Genomic DNA, 19,484 nt, shown 5'->3' with positions numbered 1-19,484 from the left:
GACGGGAGTGGCTCCCCGGCTCCACCGCCTCAGCGGCCGAAACTCGCCAGCTTGGCCCGCAGCTGGAGCACCGATTTGGTGTGGATCTGACTCACCCGGCTCTCGGTCACCCCCAGCACGTTCCCGATCTCGGCGAGCGTGAGCCCCTCGTAGTAGTACAGCGTGACCACGGTCTTCTCCCGCTCGGGCAACGTGTTGATCGCCCGCGCCAGGAACCGCCGCAGCTCCCGGTCCTCGGCCACCTCCACGGGATTGTCCGCGGCGGTGTCCTCCAGCGTGTCCATGAGGCTCAGCCGGCCGCCGCCCTCACCGCCGACGTGCAGCAGCTCCTCCAGCGCCACCACGTTGGCCAGCGACAACTGACTGAAGACGGCGTGGAGTTCGTCGACCCCGATGCCCATCTCGGTGGCGACCTCCCCCTCGCTCGGTGTCCGCCGCAGCCGCGCCTCCAGCGTGGCGTACGCCCGCTCTACGTTGCGCGCCTTCTGCCGCACGGACCGCGGGATCCAGTCCAGCGCCCGCAGCTCGTCGATCATCGCGCCCCGGATCCGGGTGATCGCGTACGTCTCGAACTTGATCTCCCGGTCGACGTCGAACTTCTCGATCGCGTCGATGAGCCCGAAGACCCCCGACGACACGAAGTCCGCCTGCTCCACATTGGGCGGCAGCCCGACGCTCACCCGTCCCGCCACGTACTTCACGAGCGGTGAGTAGTGCAGGATCAGCTGCTCGCGCAGCCGCTCGTCCCCCGTCGCCTTGTACGACCGCCACAGCTCGTCGAGTGTCGAGGGAGCGGGCGGCCGCACGCTGCCACCGTCGCGGGCGGCTGGGGGGATCGCCGCCCGGTCGGACCCGGAGGTGTGCTGGGGCATTCGTCGCCTTGTGCCGTTCTGCCGTGAAGTGGGGGTTCCTGGGTGAGCTGTCGGGCTGATGTCGTTCTGGTGCCGAGTCGCCTGTCTTCGCCTGCCTGATGTCGGAATCCACGTGAGCGTAGCGTGACTGAAGTGTCGCGGTGAGCGAACTACGTGCCTCCGGCCATGCGCAGATACGTTCCGCTGGGCGCCCCGCCGAGTCACACCCGTCGCTCTACGTGATCACCGGACGCCGCCAACTGCGGGAATTTCCAAGGGCATCAGGTTTCCCCCGGACGGCCGAACACGCTCGGTCAATACCCGCGTCCACCACCGTCCGCGGAGATCATCGCCTGGCGTGTCAACTTCCAGCCGTCGCCGTGTCGTTCGACGTAACCAAGTGATCGGAGTTCGTACAGTCTCGCGATCGCGTCGTCCCGGGTCGTCAGCGCGCCGCGCGCGATCTCGTCCGGTGTCGCCGCCCTGCGCCCTGGCAGCGCGGCCAGGACCCGCCGGGCGGCGGCGTCGAGAAGATCGCGTGGCAGCACGGGCCCCCGCCGGTCCGGCGCCAGCTCCCCCATGTCGCCGACGAGTTCGACGACTTCCGCGGCGTCCGTGACCAGCACCGCGTCCCCGCGCAGCAGCTCATGCACACCCGCCGAGAGGCCGCTGGTGGCCGGTCCGGGCACGCCCATGGTGTGTCGGCCCAGACGCTGGGCCGCACGTGCCGTCACCAGCGAACCGCTGCGATGGGCGGCCTCGACGACGACCGTGCCCCGGGTGAGCGCGGCGATCACCCGGTTCCGCAGCACGAACCTGCTCGGCGTCGGGTGATCGCCGGGCGGCAACTCCCCGATCACCAGCCCCTGTTCCGCGATCCTGGTGATCAACTGGGTGTGTCCGCGCGGGTAGGGCCGGTCCACTCCGCAGGCGAGTACGGCGACGGTGGCGCCGCCGGCGCCGAGGGCACCGCGGTGGGCGGCGCCGTCGACCCCGTAGGCACCGCCGGACACCACGACCCAGCCGCGCTCGGCGAGGTCTGCGGCGAGGGTGGCCGCCATGTGGGCGCCGTACTCGGTGCAGGCGCGGGCGCCCACGACGGCCACCGACCGCAGCGCCCACATCCGCAGGCTGGGCCTTCCGCGCACCCACAGCCCCACGGGCCGCGCGTCTCCCAGGTCGTCGAGCTGCCCCGGCCACTCGGCGTCACCCGGACGCACGAACCGCACACCGGCCTCCTGAGCTACTGCGAGATCCCGCGCGGGCTCGGCCGCCGCCGCCCGTCCGAGCAACCCGGTCCACCGCTTGTCGCTCACCCCCGGAAACGGCACCCCACCTCCCCGCAACCGCCGGACCACCTCCCCCACCCCGTACTCCCGAACCCACCGCCCGGCGACCTCGTCACCGGGCTCGACGACCCGGGCGAGGAAGACGCGTCCGACCAGCTCGCCGTCCGGCTCGTCGTCGACGCTCACGTCAGCGCTCCGATGGCCATGGGGACACCCCGCGGCACTCCCGTGCGCAGTTGCAGCGCCAGGGCGACGTCCGTCGCGTCGGGACGGTCGTGACCGACGAGGTCCGCGACGGTCCAGGCCACACGCAGCACGCGGTCGATCCCGCGAGCGGTCAGCACGCCCCGCTCCAGGTTCCGCTCCGCGTCGTCCATGGCGCCGGGTACGGCACTCCAGCGGCTGCGCAGCTCGCGTCCGGGAACCTCGCTGTTGGTGCGCCACGGCGTACCGGCCAGCCGGGCCACCGCTCGTTCCCTGGCCTCCCGGACCCGGTCGGCCACCGTGGCCGTGGACTCGCCCCGGGCGCCGCGCTCGGTCAGCTGGGCGCGGGTGACCCGGTCCACCTCGACCCGCAGATCGACCCGGTCGAGCAGGGGGCCGGACAGCCTGGCCTGGTAGCGCCGGATCAAGGAGGGCGGGCACTCGCACAGGTCGTCCGTCCGCGAGAAGCGGCCGCACGGGCAGGGATTGGCCGCCAGCACCATCAGGAACCTCGCCGGGAAGCGCACGACGCCCGCACTGCGTGCGATCACGACATGCCCCGCCTCCAGGGGCTGCCGGAGGGCGTCCAGGGCCCGACTGCTGAATTCGGGTGTTTCATCCAGAAACAGAACACCTCGGTGCGAGAGCGACACCGCGCCGGGCCGGGCGATGCCGGGACCCCCGCCGACCAGCGCCTGCATCGTCGCCGAGTGGTGCGGGGCGCAGTAGGGGGCGACGTCGATCAGGGGCTTGCCCGGAGGCAGCAGGCCCGCCACCGAGTGCACCGCTGTGACCTCCAGCGAATCCTGCCGGCCGAGGCGCGGGAGGATGGCGGGCAGCCGCTCCGCGAGCATCGTCTTCCCTGCGCCGGGCGGACCCTCCAGGAACAGGTGATGTCCGCCCGCCGCGGCGACCTCCACGGCCGTGCGCGCCGAGGTCTGGCCCACGACGTCGGCGAGGTCGTGGTCGAGCTGTCCGGCACCCGTGCTGTGCATCCCGGTGGCCGCGCCGGTGCCCGGTACGCGCAGGCCAGCGAGGAGTGGGTCGGGGCGGCCCACGTCGTCCGGCTCCTCGTCCGGCACGGGCTCGTCCGCGAGGACCGCGATCAGCTGCCGCAGGCTGCGCACCCCGAGCACCGACACACCGGGCACCAGGGATGCCTCGGCGGCGGCGCATTCCGGCACCACGACCTGCTCGTAGCCGGCGTCCGCCGCGGCCAGCACCGCCGGGAGGATGCCCCGCACCGGCCGCACCCGGCCGTCGAGTCCCACCTCCCCGATCATCACGATGTCGGCAAGCACCCGCGGATCGACCCGCTCGGCCGCCCCCAGCACCGCGGCGGCGATGGCCAGATCGAACCCGCTGCCGCTCTTCGGGACGGATGCCGGACTCAGGCCGACCGTCAGCTTCTTCTGGGGCCACGAGGCGCCCGAATTGACCACCGCCGCCCGAACCCGGTCCCGGCTCTCCGTCAGGCTCTTGTCCGGCAGCCCCACCAGCGTGAAGGCCGCGACCCCGGGTTCCAGGTCGGCCTGGACCTCGACCACCACGCCCTCGACGCCCACGAGCGCCACCGAGCACGTACGTGCGAAACCCATCTCAGACCACGCCCCGCACGTGCTCGACCACGGGCGCGCCGCGGCTGGGCAGGACGACGCCCACCAGGTCGATGCGGACGCCGCCCGGCGGCGCTCCTCCGTGTGCGTGGATCCAGCGTTCGGCGAGACCTCGCAGGCGCACCGCCTTGTCGGGTGTCACCGCGGCCATCGGGTGCTCGAAGGGCCCGGCCCGTCGTGTCTTGACCTCGCAGACGACCAGGACGTCGCCGTCCCGAGCCACGATGTCGATCTCGCCGGTCCTGCCGCAGCGCCAGTTTCGCTCCAGGACCGTCATCCCGGCCTCCGCCAGCCGCCGCGCGGCCAGCGTCTCGCCGTACCTGCCAAGGGCACTGCGTGCCTGATGTGTGTTCATATCGGCACCACCTCCGGCGCCAACCGTCACGCAAACAGGCCGACCAAATTGATCTTGGTGGACTACTCACCGGTTGTGGAAAACTCCGCCACTCCGGCGGGGGAACCTCAGCCGCCCCTCACCCGCCGGGCAGCTCCAGGTCGTTCTTGTTCAGCTCCTCGATGTTCACGTCCTTGAACGTGAGTACCCGCACCTGCTTCACGAACCGAGCCGGCCTGTACATGTCCCACACCCAGGCATCCGCCATGGACACCTCGAAGAACACCTCGCCCTGGACCGAGTGCACCTGCATCTCGTAGTCGTTGGTCAGATAGAAGCGCCGCTCGGTCTCGATCACGTATTTGAACAGACCGACGACATCGCGGTACTCCCGGTAGAGCTTGAGCTCCATCTCGGTCTCGTACTTCTCGAGGTCCTCGGCGCTCATGGCATGTTCCCCTTCAGCCGTGCGATCCCACCATTGTGCGCCAGTCCCGCCAGCCCCTAGACGATTTCGGTGTCCAGGGTCACGGGTCCGGCCGGGGTACCTTCGTCGAGCAGCCTGCGCAGCAGCTCGGCCAGTCTGGTCGGATACACCGTCTCATGTGCCCGGCTCAGTTCCTGACACGTCCACCAGCGAGCTCCGGCGACACTGCGCCGCTCCAGCTCGGTCAGCCCCGTGGCCGCGGTGGCCGTCTGGGTGGTCCGGGCCAGGTAGTACCACTCGTCCTGGTCCCAGCGGCGGCCGGCGAACGGGAACGAGCACCTCCGCCGCCAGAGCACCGGGCCGAGCTCGACCTCGGTGATGCCGGTCTCCTCCGCGAGTTCCCTGAGCGCGGCCTCTTCACGTGTCTCGTCGCCCTCCAGACCGCCGCCGGGTGTGAACCACCAGTCGTCGGCCGGATCGTCCGGCTCGTGGCCGTGCAGCAGCAGGATGCGGTCCTCGGGATCGAGGAGGACGACCCGGGCCACCTTGCGCAGACCGCCCTCGTACGTGTCCCGGTCGGCGTCCGTCGCCTCAGCGGGCACCGACCGGCTCCGTCCGCGTCCGGGAGCGCCCGCCGAGCAGCTTGGCGACCGGGCCGTACGCGCCACCGCCGAGGACGAGCACGGCCCCGATGACGATCAGCGCGACGATCGTACGGAGCGGGCCCGGCGAGGACAGCGCGCCGAGCGCCTCGAAGCCTGTCGGCCGCTCCAGCATGCCGTTCATGGGCCAGACGACGGCCTCCACCCGGGCCGTCACGGCGCTCCGGGCCACCGTGCCGCTCGCCGCGTCCGTGAGGTGGGCCGTGGAGTCCAGGGAGCCCGCTCGCTCGTCGCCCAGCAGGAACAGCCGGCCCTCCGGCACCGTCACGGTCGGAAAGCCCGTGATCTCGGCCGTGCTGCCCTCCGGCAGATACGGTTCGTCGATCTGCTTGCCGTTGACGGTCAGCTTGCCCTCGCTGCAGCAGGCCACCGTGTCGCCGCCGATCGCGACCACCCGCTTGACCACGGGCGCGTTGCTCACCCAATTCCTGTCCGTGAAGACGACGACGTCGCCACGGCGTATCTCGCCGCCGTCCACGCGCTGGGCCAGAACCCGGTCGCCCGCAGCGATCGTGGGCGTCATCGAACCGGTGGGCACGGTGTAGGGGCGGTAGACCACCGCCCCCCAGGCGAAGCCCCCGAGGAACAGCACAAGGCCCAGCGCGACGGCCAGTCCGGACAGTCGCTGTCCGGTCCGGCTGCCCACCGGGCCTGTGTCCGTGCCGCCGCTGCGCGGGGCCGTACGCGTCGTGCTCTCGCCACCCATGGGTCCGCACCCTACCCGGCGGTACCTGACCCGGTCAGCCCTTCGGCCGCGACCAAGGTCACAAGCTCCGCGAGGGTTTTGTCGAGGCTTGACCTCAGCGGGTCACGGCGACGGCGATCTTCCGACGGCGCCACAGCGCCACCGGCACCACACCCACGAAGGCCAGCGCGTCCGGCGCGACCGTCAGGGCGGCGGACGCCGACGACTGGGTGTTCAGGCCGGACTGGTCGAAGGTGTCCGGGACCGGCAGGGTGCCCCAGCGGCTGATCGGCCAGGCCTTCACGATGGCGCGGCCGACGACCTCGTCGACCGGGACCATGCCCTTGTGCCTGTCGTTCTGGTTGTAGCGCGAGTCGCGCGAGTTCTGCCGGTGGTCGCCCATGACCCAGATGGAGCCCTTGGGGACCTTCACGGTGAACTGGCCGCCCTCGTCGTCGCTGCACGGGGTGTTGCCCGGGTACACGTACGGCTCGTTCAGTTCCTTGCCGTTGACCATCAGCGGGCCGGTGCCCTTGCAGGAGACGGTGTCGCCGCCGACGCCGATGACCCGCTTGATGAGGTCCTTCTCCGACGGGGACGGCATCAGGCCGATCCAGCTGAGGAAGGTCTGCACCGCGTTCGGGTCCGTCGTCGGCTCGCCCGCGAGCCAGTTGTCCGGGTCGTGGAAGACGACGACCTCGCCGCGCTCGGGCTCGGAACCGAACCACGGTGTGAGCTTGTCCACCAGGACCCGGTCACCCTCCTGCAGGGTGTTCTGCATCGAGTCGGAGGGGATCGAGAACGCCTGCAGCAGGAACGTCTTGATCAGCAGCGCGAGTACCAGCGCGATGCCGATCAGAATGGGCAGTTCCTTCCAGAAAGAGCGCGGCTTCTTCTCCTTGGGGGTCGAGCCACCCGAGCCCTGGTCGTCCGTCCCGGTCTCCTCGGTCCTCGTGCCGTCCTTGGTCACCCCGGAGTCACTCCCGGAGGTCACGGCGCTGTCCGCGGCCGGGCCGGCTGATTCCGCGGGGCGCCCGCGGTGCTCCTCGCCGTCGTGCCCGGACCGTGCGCCAACCGCCACATCCCCCACGCCAACTCCTTACTCTGTGCCGCTGCCTGCCCCAGATTCGGCGCAGGCCCACCACTCCCATAACGAGCGGGAGTTCCGCAGGGCTCGGGAGTCGGATCGATGCGTTCGGATCGTCGGGATCAACCCTAAGCGACATCTGGGGAGCCGCGGTCGACCCGGACGCCGAGTCGGACACGGAAGCGTAGGTTTGCGGCTCCTTCAGCGAGCTCCAGTGGCCGAACGGCCAGGCGATGACCCTGGCCCGGCCCACCACCGAGTCCAAGGAGACCGTGCCGCCGTAGTCGGTGTTCTGGTGCGCGCGGGAGTCCGCGGAGTTGGCCCGGTGGTCGCCCATCACCCACAGTCGTCCCTTCGGGACGGTGATGTCGAACGGTGTCGTGGACGGGGCGTTTCCGGGATACAGATAGTCCTCGTTCAGGGGAACGCCGTTGACGGTGACCCGCCCTTGCGTGTCACAGCACTTGACACGGTCGCCGCCGACTCCGACGACCCGCTTGATGAGGTCCTTCTCGTCGTCGGACGGCAGCAGACCGATGAAGGTGAGCCCTTCCTTGACCTGCTTGACGACGATGGGGTCGTCCTTCTTCGTGGTCGTCGTCTCGTCCTGGAGCCAGCCCCCGGGGTCCTTGAAGACGACCACGTCCCCGCGCTCGGGCTCGGAGCCGAACCACGGGGTGAACTTGTCGACCAGCACCCGGTCGCCGATCTGGATCGTCTGCTCCATGGAGCCGGACGGGATGACGAACGCCTGGACGAGGAAGGTCTTCAGGACGAGGGCTATGAGGACGGCGACGCCGACGAGGAGCGGTATCTCCTTGACCGCTCCGCGCCTGCGACGCCGCTTGACCTTGCGCTGGAGCTTGCGCCGCTCGGCGCGGGTACGACCGCCGGCCGGGCCCAAGGAGCGTCGGGAGCCGGTGGGCAGCAGGTTGTCGGCGGCGCTCTCGGACACGCCGCGCGGTTTGCCGCGGTTACCCATGGGCGCCGTCCGCCGGTTTCGGCTCGCTCGCCTCCGGGGCGGGCACGCGCTCGTAGGCACCGGAGCGGTGCAGGCGGGTGAAGTGGCCGGCGGGCCAGAGGATCCAGTCGGCCCGTCCGATGACCTCGTCGACGGGGATCATGCCGCCGCCCGGTGAGCCCAGGTGGTCGCGGGAGTCGCTGGAGTCGCTGCGGTGGTCACCGAGGACGAACAGGGTGCCGGCGGGCACCTCGACGTCGAAGGGCACGGTGGAGGGGCTGTCACCGGCGTACAGGAACGTCGACTCGTCGACCGACCGGCCGTTCACCTCGATCCTCCCCTCCTTGTCACAGCAGACCACGTGGTCTCCCCCGACCCCCACAACGCGCTTGACGTAGTCCCCGTCCCCGAAATACCCGGTTCCGTCGAACACGACGACATCGCCGCGCTGCGGATCGGCACCGAAACGGTACGCCAACTTATTTACGAGAACGCGGTCCCCGATCCTCAATCCGCCTTCCATGGATCCGCTGGGAATCTGGAAGGGCTGCAGCACGAAGTTGCCGAGCAGCAGCAGGAACAGCAGACAGGCCAGCAGCGTCAGGGTGATCCGCCCGCCGGGTAGCCACTCGGCGGCTCGCGACACCAACACGAAACGCGACCGGTCCTCCGGTCCTCCTGTGTCCGAGATCTCCTCGGCATCGGAAGGGCTGGAGGAGCGGTCGCGCTCCGTCGGCTGTGCTTCGGTGTCCATCGGGGCCAGATGCTATCCGGCCCCTCTGTGGGACCCCGCGCGAGATCAGCTGTCGCGCTTCTCCTTGATCTTCGCGGCCTTACCGCGCAGCTCGCGCAGGTAGTAGAGCTTGGCGCGACGCACGTCACCGCGGGTGACGAGCTCGATCTTCTCGACGATCGGGGTGTGCACCGGGAAGGTGCGCTCGACGCCGACGGAGAAGGAGACCTTGCGGACCGTGAAGGTCTCACGGACACCGGCGCCCTGGCGACGGATGACTACGCCCTTGAACTGCTGCACACGGGAGCGGTTGCCCTCGATGACGCGGACGTGGACGTTGACGGTGTCACCCGGGCGGAAGGCCGGGACGTCGCTGCGCAGCGACGCGGAGTCGACGATGTCGAGCAGGTTGGACATTTCGTCTGCTTTCCTCGCTGATGCCACAGGTCATCAACGGAAACTAGGTTTCTGGGTGGGGTCGCGCGGGTCGGGGCGGGCGTCGTGTCCCCCTGCGGCAGGGACGCACGCCGGACGACGCACAACAGCAGCCTATTGTTCCATGCCCTCTGGCCTGCGCCAAAATCGGCCGTACGGCTCCCCGGCCGGATCCGGCGCCCAGCCGAGAATGGAGAGCATCTCGCGGTCCTTCTTGTCGAAGACCTTGGGGTCGCAGCGCTCGATGAGGTCGGGCCGGTTGGCCGCCGTACGCTTCAGTGCTTCGTCCCGGCGCCAGCGTGCGATCTTGCCGTGGTGGCCGCTGAGCAGCACGTCCGGGATCCCGCGGTCGCGCCACCGGGGCGGCTTGGTGTAGACGGGCCCCTCCAGGAGGTTGGCCATGGCCCCGGGCGCGAAGGAGTCGTCCTGGTGCGACTCGGCGTTGCCGAGGACACCGGGCAGCAGCCGCGCCACGGCCTCGGTGACGACGAGTACGGCCGCCTCGCCACCGGCGAGGACGTAGTCGCCGATGGAGACCTCGTAGACCGGCATCCGGGTCGCGTACTCGTCGATGACCCGGCGGTCGATGCCCTCGTAACGGGCCGGCGTGAAGATCAGCCAGGGGCGCTCGGAGAGGTCGACGGCGAGTTCCTGGGTGAAGGGGCGGCCGCTGGGGGTGGGGACGATGAGGGCGGGCCGGTGGGAGCCGGTCTCGTAGCCGTCGGCCAGGACGGAGTCCAGCGCCTCGCCCCAGGGCTCGGTCTTCATGACCATGCCCGGACCGCCGCCGTACGGAGTGTCGTCGACGGTGTTGTGGCGGTCGTACGTCCAGGACCGCAGGTCGTGCACGTGGACGTTCAGCTGTCCACGCGCGCGTGCCTTGCCGACGAGGGAGACGTTCAGGGGGTCCAGGTACTCGGGGAAGATCGTGACGACGTCGAGCCGCATTACGCCTCTTCCCCGGAGGAGTCCCTGGCCGACGCGATCTCCGCGTTGTCGTCGATCAGGCCCGGCGGCGGATCGATGACCGCCCGCTGTTCCCCGAGGTCGATCTCGGTGACGATCTCGGTGACGAAGGGGATCATCACCTCGCTCCCGTCGGCGCGCTCGACGATGAAGAGGTCCTGGGAGGGCAGGTGCGAGATCTCGGTGATCCGGCCCACCTCGACGCCGTCCTTGGTGACGACGTCCAGGTCCATGAGCTGGTGGTCGTAGTACTCGTCCTCGTCCTCCGGCAGCTCCTCCGGATCGACCTCGGCGATCAGGAGGGTGTTGCGCAGCGCTTCGGCGGCCGTGCGGTCGTGCACGCCTTCGAAGCGCAGCAGGAGGCGGCCGCTGTGGACTCGGCCCGTCTCGATGGTCAGCGGACCGGTGGCGGCCGGGTCGGTGGCCAGGACGGCGCCGGGAGCGAGCCTGAGCTCCGGCTCGTCGGTACGTACCTCGACGGTGACCTCGCCCTTGATGCCGTGGGCACGGCCGATCCGTGCGACTACCAGCTGCACTGTGCTTGCTCTCCTGTCATACGACGGGCCGTCCGACGTCGCGCATTCGACGTCGGAACATACGACATCGGGCCGGGGACGGCCCAGTGGCCCTCCCCGGCCCGAGCCGGTACTGCGTTTGGCGTCAGCGGACGTGGTCGACGTCGACGAGGTCGACGCGGACACCACGGCCGCCGATGGCGCCCACGACGGTGCGCAGGGCACGTGCCGTGCGGCCGTTGCGGCCGATCACCTTGCCGAGGTCGTCGGGGTGGACCCGGACCTCCAGCACCCGCCCGCGACGCAGGTCGCGCGAGGCGACCTGCACATCGTCAGGGTTGTCGACGATGCCCTTCACGAGGTGCTCGAGAGCCTCCTCGAGCATGCTCAGGCCTCGGTCGACGCGGACTCAGCGGAGGCGTCGTCCTTCTTCTCAGCCTTCTTCTTCGGGGTGATGGCCTCACCCTTGCCCTCGTCGTCGCCACCGAGAGCCTCGAACGACGGACGCGCGGCCTTCTCGGCCGGCTGCAGCAGCGGAGCCGGGGCGGGCTCGCCCTTGAACTTCTGCCAGTCGCCGGTCTTCTTCAGGATGGCGAGCACGGGCTCGGTCGGCTGGGCGCCGACGGAGAGCCAGTAGGCCACGCGCTCGGCGTCGACCTCCATGCGCGAGGGGTTCTGCACCGGGTGGTACAGGCCGATCTCCTCGATCGCACGACCGTCACGACGGGTACGGGAGTCGGCGACGACGATGCGGTAGTGAGGCGAACGGATCTTGCCCAGACGCTTCAGCTTGATCTTGACTGCCACGGGAGTGGGTTCTCCTGGATTTGACGTGGTTGGGCACGGCGAGATGGCCGCGTGGGGTTGCGGTACCCGAGTGCCCGATGGACGCGTCAGCCGGAGGCGAGAGGGTTCCTGTGCGGCTGTCGAGTACAGCTAGCCATTGTGCCATACCCGGCGGGTCGCTTCGGACCGCGGGTGCGCCGAGGCATGCCGGAGCAGCACCCGGCGCCGCGGGGTGCCGCTGCGGCCGTACGCAACGGCATCCCACGCCCGGGGCCATCCGCTCGTCCGGCACCCACGAGATGCCGGTGTGGCGGTCAGCTCGCCGCCGCGCCCACTCCCTCTGGGATGCGGAACGGCTTCCCGCACCCTCCGCACACGATCGGCGCCTGGGCCAGAACCGACGGGACGACCCGGACGTTGCGGCCGCAGTCGCAGACCGCCTTGACCCGGACGCCGCCGCCGGAGGAGCCGTGGCGGGCGGCCGGGCCGCGGAAGGTGCGGGACGTGTCGGAGGTGGTGGCCACCGAGTGCGCCTTGAGGGCACGCTGCAGTCGCTCGCTGGTCGGGCGGTAGCGGCGTTTCGCCTCGGGGGTAAGCGTGACCAGGGAGAAACCGCTGCTGGGGTGCGGTTCCTCGGGGTGGTCCAGGCCCAGCTCCTCGGCGATCGCGAGGAATCTGCGGTTGTGGTAGCGGCCGGCACGGGACGTGTCGCGGATGCCGCGCGCGGCGGCGATGCCATGGACTGCCTCGTGAAGCAGTCGCTCGAAGGAGAGCTCGTGACCGCACGCGGACGACGACTCCCCGATCAGGGACTCTGGCGCGGCAAGATCGGGCAGCTCGGGGTGGTACCGCTGAATGTCGGCCCACGCCTGCGCCAGCTCTGCGGCGAGAACAGGTGGTGTCTGTGTCGTGCTCACGTAATGACAACGAGCCAGAGTGCCCCTGTGTTCCGATTCCGGGGCATCCCAAATAATTTGCACGTACCCGTCAGTTGCCGCTGATGCGTCCTGACGAGGGCGGATGCGCTGATCTGCGGATAAGCCTCACAGCTCGTAGCAAGCCGGTGCGTAGTCTGACGTACGCCCCAGCGCGTAGACGGTGTCCGCGCGCCGGGGTCACTGGGGTCCGCAGTTGCGCAAGAGGCGTTTCGGTCGCTCTTCCGCCGGAAGGCCGCTACTCAGTAAGCGCGCGCGACGATCGCGACGTTACCCGGTGCGTCGCCGTCCTCCGGCACCAACCCGTCCTCGCTGACCAGACACCGTACGGTCACCGCGTGGTCGGCCAGCTTGGCCTCGCCCTCTTCGCCGAGGGTCGCCCACGGGATGCGCGCCCAGCCGCCGGCGACGGCGGCCTCGACGGCCTCGTCGATCGTCGACACCTCGGACGTGCGGGACTCGCGGCGCTCGCGGGACTGCTTCAGGAGCAGGGCCTGGTCCTCTTCGAGGATCGCGGGGAGGAGACCGACGAGGGCGTCCAGGGCCACCGGCTCCTTGCCGCCCCGGATGCGGCGGGCCAGCATCGCGGTGCCGTTCTCCAGGTCACGGGGCCCGATCTCGATCCGTACGGGCACGCCCTTCAGCTCCCAGTCGACAGCGCGGCGGCCGAAGGGGGTGTCCACCCGGTCGTCCACCTGGACGCGTACACCCGCTGCCTTCAGCCGGTCGCCGAGCTCGCGGACCTTGGCCAGAACCGCCTCGTCGCCCTTGATGGCGAGGACGACGGCCTGGATCTGCGCCAGGCGCGGCGGGACCCGGAGGCCGTTGTCGTCGCCGTGCATCATCACCAGGGCGCCGATCATGCGCGTGGTCGAGCCCCAGGAGGTCTGCCAGACCAGTTCCTGCGTGCCGTCCTTCGACAGGTACGAGGTGTTGAAGGCCTTGGCGAAGTTCTGGCCGAGTTCGTGGCTGGTGGCCATCTGGAGAGCCTTGCCGTCGCCCATCATGCCTTCGAGCGTGAGGGTGTTGATCGCGCCGGCGAACCGCTCCTTGACGGTCTTGCGGCCGGGGACGACGTCCATCGCGAGGACGTTCACCATGAAGTCCTCGTAGACCTGGCGATGGATGTGGGAGGCGAAGTCGCGCGCGTCCTCGAAGGTGGCGTGCGCGGTGTGGCCCTCCTGCCAGAGGAACTCGCTGGTCCGCAGGAACAGACGGGGCCTGAGCTCCCAACGGACCACGTTCGCCCACTGGTTGATCAGCAGGGGCAGGTCGCGGTAGCTCTGCACCCACTTCGAGAAGTAGTCGTTGATGATCATCTCGGAGGTGGGGCGGACGACCGCGGGCTCGTCCAGCTCCTTGCCGCCGCCGTGCGTGACCACGGCCAGCTCGGGCGCGAACCCCTCGACGTGGTCCGCCTCGCGCGCGAGGTACGACTGCGGGATCAGCAGCGGGAAGTACGCGTTCTGGGTGCCCGTCTCCTTGATGCGGGCGTCCATCTCCGCCTGCATCCGCTCCCACAGCCCGTACCCGTACGGTCGGATCACCATGGTGCCGCGCACCGGCCCGTTGTCGGCAAGCTCGGCCTTGCTGATCAGATCCTGGTACCAGCGCGGGAAGTCGTCCGCGCGGGGCGTGAGTACGGGTGCCTTTGCCATGGCGCGATCGTACGGGCCCAGATTGCCGGTATGTGAATTCTCGCCACTCGCACCGCCAACCCGCAAGCCGGGCCCGACAACCCCTGGACGCACGGTCGAGTGCGGAGTTATCTGGCATACGGGGGGGGAGTGCGTGCGGACGTCACGGGGGCTACGGAATCGGGCACTGGGGCAACTCTCGGCGGATTGGGGCGCTTACCTATGACACCTACGCTCGTGCGGCAGCACCTGTCTCATACGGGAGAGCCACCCCGTGTGGACCTCGGTGCACGCGCGCGTGACTGGTCGGAGATCCAGGAGCGGATGCTGGTGCCGCTCTACGAGGCCGTCTACGAGCGACTGGAAGTGGGCCCGGCCTCGCGGCTGCTGGGCCTCGGCTGCGGCTCCGGGCTCGCCCTGCTGATAGCGGCCTCCAGAGGTGCCGCGGTGACCGGTGTCGACGGCTCCTCCCCCGAACGGCTGGCCCTCGCGCGCGAGCGGCTGGTGCCGCAGACGTGGGGCGCGCGCACCCGTGCCGGTGTCCGGCTGGTCGACGGTTCGCCCGGGGACGCGGCCGACGCGGCTGCGCCCGCGTACACGGTGGTGACCGCCTTCGAGCCCATCGGCTGTCTGGCGGGCGACTCGGAAGGGCTCGAGGAGCTGCTCGCCTCGGCGGTGCCGCTCGCCGAGCGGGGGGCGCCGGTGGTGCTGGCCGGGTGGGGTCCGCCGGAGCGGTGCGCCACGTCGTCCGTGCTGCGGGTGGCCACCAAGCTGGCGGATCCGCTGCGCAGTACCGGCAGTTGGCGCCTCGCCCGCCGGGACGACCTGGAGGAGGTCGCCCACCGGGCCGGCCTCAAGCCGGACGGCTCCGGCCGCGTCTCCTGTCCCTTCGGGTACGCCGGCGTCGACAGCGCGGTACGCGGACTGCTCTCGACGGGCCTCTTCGACGCGGCGGTCTCCGCGACGGACCAGGTCCAGGTGGACAAGGAGCTGAAGGAGGCCCTGCATCCGCATCAGCGCCGGGACGGCACGGTGTGGATGCCGAACGTGTTCCGGTACCTGATAGCGCGAGTTCCCTAGGCGTCGGCCTCTTCGACGTACCGAGGGCGCCCTTCGCAGGAAGGACGCCCTCGGTACGTCGAGGAGTGATGGCTGTCAGCCCATGAACTTCTTGAACTCGTCCGGCAGTTCGAAGTCCTGAGGAGCCTGCTGGCCCGGCACGCCGAAGGCGCCGCCGTTCTGGGCCGCTGCGGCGCGGCGGGCGGCCTCCTCCTGCTCCTGCTGCTTGCGCTTCATCGGGTTGCCGGAGCGCTGCTTGCCCTTGGCCTTCTTCGGCTGCTTCTTGGACCTGCCGGGGCCGCCGCCCATGCCCGGGACCCCCGGCATGCCGGGCATGCCGCCGCCCTGGGCCATGCGCGACATCATCTTGCGGGCCTCGAAGAACCGCTCGACCAGGCCCTTGACCGCGCTGACGTCGACACCGGAGCCCTTGGCGATACGGGCGCGGCGCGAGCCGTTGATGATCGTCGGCTCCTGGCGCTCGGCCGGGGTCATCGACTTGATGATGGCGGCCGTGCGGTCGACGTCGCGCTCGTCGAGGTTGTTGATCTGGTCCTTGATCTGGCCCATGCCCGGAAGCATGCCGAGCAGCTTGGAGATGCTGCCCATCTTCCTGACCTGCTCCATCTGGGCCAGGAAGTCGTCCAGGGTGAAGTCCTGGCCCTTCTTGGACGCCAGCTTGGAGGCCATCTGCTGGGCCTCTTCCTGGCTGAACGTCTTCTCCGCCTGCTCGATCAGGGTGAGCAGGTCACCCATGTCGAGGATGCGGGAGGCCATCCGGTCAGGGTGGAAGGCGTCGAAGTCCTCGAGCTTCTCGCCGTTCGACGCGAACATGATCGGCTTGCCGGTCACCGAGGCGATCGACAGGGCCGCACCACCGCGGGCGTCACCGTCGAGCTTGGAGAGCACCACGCCGTCGAAGCCGACGCCGTCGCGGAAGGACTCGGCGGTGTTGACCGCGTCCTGACCGATCATGGCGTCGACGACGAAGAGGATCTCGTCGGGCGAGACCACGTCCCGGATGTCCGCGGCCTGCTGCATCATCTCGGCGTCGATGCCGAGGCGGCCGGCGGTGTCCACGATCACGATGTCGTGGACCTTGGTCCTGGCGTACTCGATGGAGTCCTTGGCGACCTTGACCGGGTCACCCACGCCGTTGCCCGGCTCGGGTGCGTAGACGGCCACGCCGGCCCGCTCGGCGACGACGCTGAGCTGGTTGACGGCGTTCGGGCGCTGGAGGTCTGCGGCGACCAGGATGGGCGAGTGGCCCTGCTCCTTCAGCCAGCGGCCGAGCTTGCCCGCGAGGGTGGTCTTACCGGCACCCTGCAGACCCGCCAGCATGATCACGGTCGGCGGCTGCTTGGCGAAGCGCAGGCGGCGGGTCTCACCACCGAGGATCGTGACGAGCTCCTCGTTCACGATCTTCAGGACCTGCTGGGCCGGGTTCAGCGCCCGCGAGACCTCGGCCCCGAGCGCGCGTTCCTTGACGTTCTTGATGAACGTGCGGACGACGGGCAGGGCGACGTCGGCTTCGAGGAGCGCGATGCGGATCTCGCGCGCCGTGGCGTCGATGTCCGCTTCGCTCAAGCGCCCCTTGCCGCGCAAGTTCTTGAAGGTCGCTGAGAGGCGATCGGAGAGAGTATCGAACACGGCGGCGTCGGTCCTCGGAGTCGGGGGCAGTGTGAGCGTCTTCCAGGGTATCCGGCCGCGCAAGGCAATCGCCCCCGCCCGCCGCATACAGCAGACGGGGACGGCAGCCCGCTTCCGCGGGGACGCTGCCTCGACGCTTCAGCGCCGAGGGCGCAGTCCGGACCACCCCGCGCGGGTCATCCCCGCAGTGTCTCCTCCAGCTTCCGTGCCACGCTCGCCGCCTCCTCGCTGGGCAGCGGCGCGCCCTGTGGCCCGGTCACGTAGAAGGCGTCGACCGCGTTGGCCCCGAGCGTGCTCACATGCGCGCTGCGCATCCGCACGCCCGCCTCCTCCAGCGCATGCCCGATGCGGTGCAGCAGGCCCGGTACGTCCTGAGCGCGGACCTCGATGACGGTGGCAAGCCGGGACGCGGCCGGGTGGACGGTGACCCGGGGCGGCGGCGCCACGACTCCCCGGCGGCGGGGATAGGCGGCGTCGCGCTCGGCGAGGCGGCCGGTGATGTCGAGGGAACCGTCGAGGGCGCGTACGAGATCGGCGCGGAGCCGGGCGGCCTGGGGCAGGGAGCCGTACTCGGCGGCGACCCGCCAGTTCAGCAGCAGCACCGAGCCCTCGACACCGTCCGGCAGGTCCAGGGCGCGCAGTTCGGCGGTGCGGACCGTGAGGCGGTGCATGGCGAGGACGCCGGCCACCGCGGGCAGCACGCCCGCCTGGTCGGGTACGGCGATGAGCAGTTCCACACCGAGCGGCTCGGGATCGCCGGGCGGCTGCTCGTCGGTCGGCGGCGGCTCGGTCTGCGCGCGCAGGGCGAGCACGGGTCCGCCGGTGGCGATGCACTCGATGGCCAGGCGCTCCTGCTCGGCGGTGGGCGTGGCGGACTCGGGTTCGTCCGGCAGGTCGCCTGACAGGACCGCGTGGACCCGCTTGACCAGGTCGGCGACGAGCGAGCCCCGCCAGGACGACCAGGCCGCCGGTCCGGTGGCCAGCGCGTCCGCCTCGGTCAGCGCGTGCAGCAGCTCCAGCGTGCTCTGCGAGCCGACCGCCTCGGCGACCGAGCGCACGGTGGCCGGGTCCTCCAGGTCGCGCCGGGTGGCGGTGTCGATGAGCAGCAGGTGGTGGCGTACGAGCGTGGCGAGCACCGCCACGTCGGCGCGGTCGAAGCCGATGCGGGCGGCCACGTCCTTGGCGATGATCTCGCCGGCCACGGAGTGGTCGCCGGGCCAGCCCTTGCCGATGTCGTGCAGCAGCGCGGCGACCAGCAGGAGGTCGGGGCGGCTGACGCGGCGGGTGAACTCGGAGGCGCGGACGGCGGTCTCGATGAGGTGCCGGTCGACGGTCCAGACGTGCACGGCGTTGCGCTGCGGCCGGCAGCGCACCCGTTCCCAGTCGGGCAGCAGGCGGGTGATCAGGCCTTCCGCCTCCAGCGCCTCCCATACGTCGATGGTGGGCGGGCCGGAGCCGAGGAGGGTCACCAGCTGTTCGCGCGCCTCGGCGGGCCAAGGCGCGGGCAGGGGGCGGGCGGCGGCCGCCATGCGCCGTACGGCGTGCAGAGAGAGCGGAAGCCCGGCCTGCGCGGCGGCGGCCGCGGCACGCAGGGGGAGCACGGGGTCGCGTTCGGGGCGCGCGGCGCGGGCGAGCACCACCTCGCCGTCCTGCTCCACGACCCCCTCGGCCAGCGGCGAGCGGTCGGAGACCGGCTTGCCGCCCCCGAGCATGGCGCGCAGACGCGGCCGCACAGCCCGCGACCGGAGCACGCGCCCCACTTCACGCCAGGTGACATCACTGGCGTACGAGATGACACGGGCGGCCTCGTAGACCTGCCGGAGGAGTGTGTCGGCGTCCAGGAGCCCGAGCTCGGCCGCGACCTGGTCCTGCTCCTGGAGGGCGAGCCGGTCGGTCGCCCGCCCGGTCGTCAGGTGCAGGGCGTCGCGGACGTCGAGGAGCCGGCGCCTGGCGTCGTCGAGGCCCTCACGCGGGGCGTCGGCGAGCCAGGAGGCTGCGACGGCGCGCAGGGCGGTGGCGTCGCGCAGACCGCCGCGAGCCTCCTTGAGGTCCGGCTCCAGGAGGTACTGCAGCTCGCCCTGCCGCTCGGCGCGCTCGGCGCACAGCTCCTGGAGCTCGGGGAGACGTTTCGGCGCCTGGTTGCGCCAGTCGGCGAGGACGGCCGTACGCAATCCCGCGGTGAGACCGAGGTCGCCCGCGAGGTGCCGGGCGTCCAGCAGCCCCAACTGGACCTTCAGGTCCTCGCCGGCGGTCTTGCGGGCCTCGGCCGGCGTACGCACGGAGTGGTCGAGGGCGAGGCCGAGATCCCAGACCGGGTACCACATGCGGTCGGCCAGTGCGGCGACCGCGTCGGAGTCGCTGCCGTCGTGCAGCAGAAGCAGATCCAGGTCGCTGCGTGGGGACAGTTCACCGCGGCCGTAGCCGCCGACGGCGATCAGGGAGACCCCGCGCAGCGCCTCCCCCGCCGCGTTGAACAGGCCCGACAGCCAGTCGTCGGTCAGTTCGGCGAGGGCGGCACGGCGCGGCGGCCCGGACCGCGCCCCCTCAGTGAGGAGGCGCAGCCGGGCCGCCGCGTAGCCGCTGGGTCCCGAGTCCTCTGCATCCTTGCGCACGTCCGTACTCGTCACCCAGTGGCTCCTGTTCTGTTCTTCT

General features: G+C 70.7%; 20 protein-coding genes. 1 reads left to right on the top strand and 19 read right to left on the bottom strand.

Going from position 1 to position 19,484, the window contains the following annotated elements:
• Positions 1 to 29: 29 nt before the first annotated feature.
• The 17 genes from whiG to proS form a co-directional block, all read right to left on the bottom strand.
• Positions 30 to 872, bottom strand: a complete 843-nt coding sequence (gene whiG, locus ACFYO2_RS20790; RefSeq protein ID WP_388350834.1) for an RNA polymerase sigma factor WhiG — start codon at positions 870 to 872, stop codon at positions 30 to 32.
• A gap of 293 nt (positions 873 to 1,165) precedes the next feature.
• Entirely contained in the window at positions 1,166 to 2,326 is a 1,161-nt protein-coding gene (dprA, locus tag ACFYO2_RS20785) for a DNA-processing protein DprA (protein ID WP_388350831.1), read from the bottom strand.
• Positions 2,323 to 3,942: a YifB family Mg chelatase-like AAA ATPase gene (locus tag ACFYO2_RS20780; protein ID WP_388350828.1), complete on the bottom strand. Its 1,620-nt coding sequence runs from the start codon at positions 3,940 to 3,942 to the stop codon at positions 2,323 to 2,325. The genes dprA and ACFYO2_RS20780 overlap by 4 nt, the downstream gene beginning before the upstream one ends.
• A 1-nt stretch (position 3,943) precedes the next feature.
• Complete coding sequence (locus ACFYO2_RS20775; RefSeq protein ID WP_388350825.1) at positions 3,944 to 4,345, bottom strand: YraN family protein; 402 nt, start codon at positions 4,343 to 4,345, stop codon at positions 3,944 to 3,946.
• A gap of 88 nt (positions 4,346 to 4,433) precedes the next feature.
• Positions 4,434 to 4,742, bottom strand: a complete 309-nt coding sequence (locus tag ACFYO2_RS20770) for a DUF2469 domain-containing protein (protein WP_069765426.1) — start codon at positions 4,740 to 4,742, stop codon at positions 4,434 to 4,436.
• Positions 4,743 to 4,798: 56 nt separating this feature from the next.
• Entirely contained in the window at positions 4,799 to 5,323 is a 525-nt protein-coding gene (locus tag ACFYO2_RS20765) for an NUDIX hydrolase (protein WP_388350822.1), read from the bottom strand.
• Entirely contained in the window at positions 5,313 to 6,089 is a 777-nt protein-coding gene (gene lepB / locus ACFYO2_RS20760; RefSeq protein WP_388350819.1) for a signal peptidase I, read from the bottom strand. Before lepB (ACFYO2_RS20760) ends, ACFYO2_RS20765 begins: the two co-directional genes overlap by 11 nt.
• Positions 6,090 to 6,183: 94 nt before the next feature.
• Positions 6,184 to 7,158: a signal peptidase I gene (gene lepB / locus ACFYO2_RS20755; protein WP_388350817.1), complete on the bottom strand. Its 975-nt coding sequence runs from the start codon at positions 7,156 to 7,158 to the stop codon at positions 6,184 to 6,186.
• Complete coding sequence (lepB, locus tag ACFYO2_RS20750) at positions 7,046 to 8,137, bottom strand: signal peptidase I (RefSeq protein ID WP_388350814.1); 1,092 nt, start codon at positions 8,135 to 8,137, stop codon at positions 7,046 to 7,048. The genes lepB (ACFYO2_RS20755) and lepB (ACFYO2_RS20750) overlap by 113 nt, the downstream gene beginning before the upstream one ends.
• Entirely contained in the window at positions 8,130 to 8,870 is a 741-nt protein-coding gene (gene lepB / locus ACFYO2_RS20745; protein WP_388350812.1) for a signal peptidase I, read from the bottom strand. Before lepB (ACFYO2_RS20745) ends, lepB (ACFYO2_RS20750) begins: the two co-directional genes overlap by 8 nt.
• A gap of 45 nt (positions 8,871 to 8,915) precedes the next feature.
• A complete protein-coding gene (rplS, locus tag ACFYO2_RS20740) occupies positions 8,916 to 9,266 on the bottom strand; it encodes a 50S ribosomal protein L19 (RefSeq protein ID WP_388350809.1) in 351 nt (116 codons plus the stop codon).
• 132 nt (positions 9,267 to 9,398) lie between these two features.
• Positions 9,399 to 10,232 carry a tRNA (guanosine(37)-N1)-methyltransferase TrmD gene (gene trmD / locus ACFYO2_RS20735; RefSeq protein ID WP_388350806.1) on the bottom strand — a complete coding sequence of 278 codons (834 nt, stop codon included), beginning with the start codon at positions 10,230 to 10,232 and terminating at the stop codon, positions 9,399 to 9,401.
• Complete coding sequence (gene rimM, locus ACFYO2_RS20730) at positions 10,232 to 10,786, bottom strand: ribosome maturation factor RimM (RefSeq protein WP_388350803.1); 555 nt, start codon at positions 10,784 to 10,786, stop codon at positions 10,232 to 10,234. The genes trmD and rimM overlap by 1 nt, the downstream gene beginning before the upstream one ends.
• Before the next feature lie 124 nt (positions 10,787 to 10,910).
• On the bottom strand, positions 10,911 to 11,150 hold the full coding sequence (locus ACFYO2_RS20725; RefSeq protein ID WP_005479813.1) for an RNA-binding protein: 240 nt from the start codon (positions 11,148 to 11,150) through the stop codon (positions 10,911 to 10,913).
• A 2-nt stretch (positions 11,151 to 11,152) separates the two neighbouring features.
• Positions 11,153 to 11,572, bottom strand: coding sequence for a 30S ribosomal protein S16 (gene rpsP, locus ACFYO2_RS20720; protein WP_388350799.1), 420 nt, complete (start codon positions 11,570 to 11,572; stop codon positions 11,153 to 11,155).
• Positions 11,573 to 11,865: 293 nt separating this feature from the next.
• Positions 11,866 to 12,468, bottom strand: coding sequence for a hypothetical protein (locus ACFYO2_RS20715; protein WP_388350796.1), 603 nt, complete (start codon positions 12,466 to 12,468; stop codon positions 11,866 to 11,868).
• Between the two features lie 260 nt (positions 12,469 to 12,728).
• On the bottom strand, positions 12,729 to 14,144 hold the full coding sequence (proS, locus tag ACFYO2_RS20710) for a proline--tRNA ligase (protein WP_388350794.1): 1,416 nt from the start codon (positions 14,142 to 14,144) through the stop codon (positions 12,729 to 12,731).
• Between the two features lie 201 nt (positions 14,145 to 14,345).
• Between proS and ACFYO2_RS20705 the strand changes: the two genes are divergently transcribed.
• Positions 14,346 to 15,203 carry an SAM-dependent methyltransferase gene (locus ACFYO2_RS20705; RefSeq protein WP_388350791.1) on the top strand — a complete coding sequence of 286 codons (858 nt, stop codon included), beginning with the start codon at positions 14,346 to 14,348 and terminating at the stop codon, positions 15,201 to 15,203.
• A 75-nt stretch (positions 15,204 to 15,278) separates the two neighbouring features.
• On the opposite strand, the gene ffh is transcribed toward ACFYO2_RS20705, so the two are convergent.
• Both ffh and ACFYO2_RS20695 read right to left on the bottom strand, forming a co-directional pair.
• Entirely contained in the window at positions 15,279 to 16,832 is a 1,554-nt protein-coding gene (gene ffh, locus ACFYO2_RS20700) for a signal recognition particle protein (RefSeq protein ID WP_388350789.1), read from the bottom strand.
• A 176-nt stretch (positions 16,833 to 17,008) separates the two neighbouring features.
• On the bottom strand, positions 17,009 to 19,459 hold the full coding sequence (locus tag ACFYO2_RS20695; protein ID WP_388350786.1) for a [protein-PII] uridylyltransferase: 2,451 nt from the start codon (positions 19,457 to 19,459) through the stop codon (positions 17,009 to 17,011).
• Between the last annotated feature and the right edge of the window lie 25 nt (positions 19,460 to 19,484).

It is taken from the genome of Streptomyces sp. NPDC006602, from assembly GCF_042870385.1.
Taxonomy (GTDB): domain Bacteria; phylum Actinomycetota; class Actinomycetes; order Streptomycetales; family Streptomycetaceae; genus Streptomyces.
This window is presented reverse-complemented; position numbering and strand designations above follow the sequence as displayed.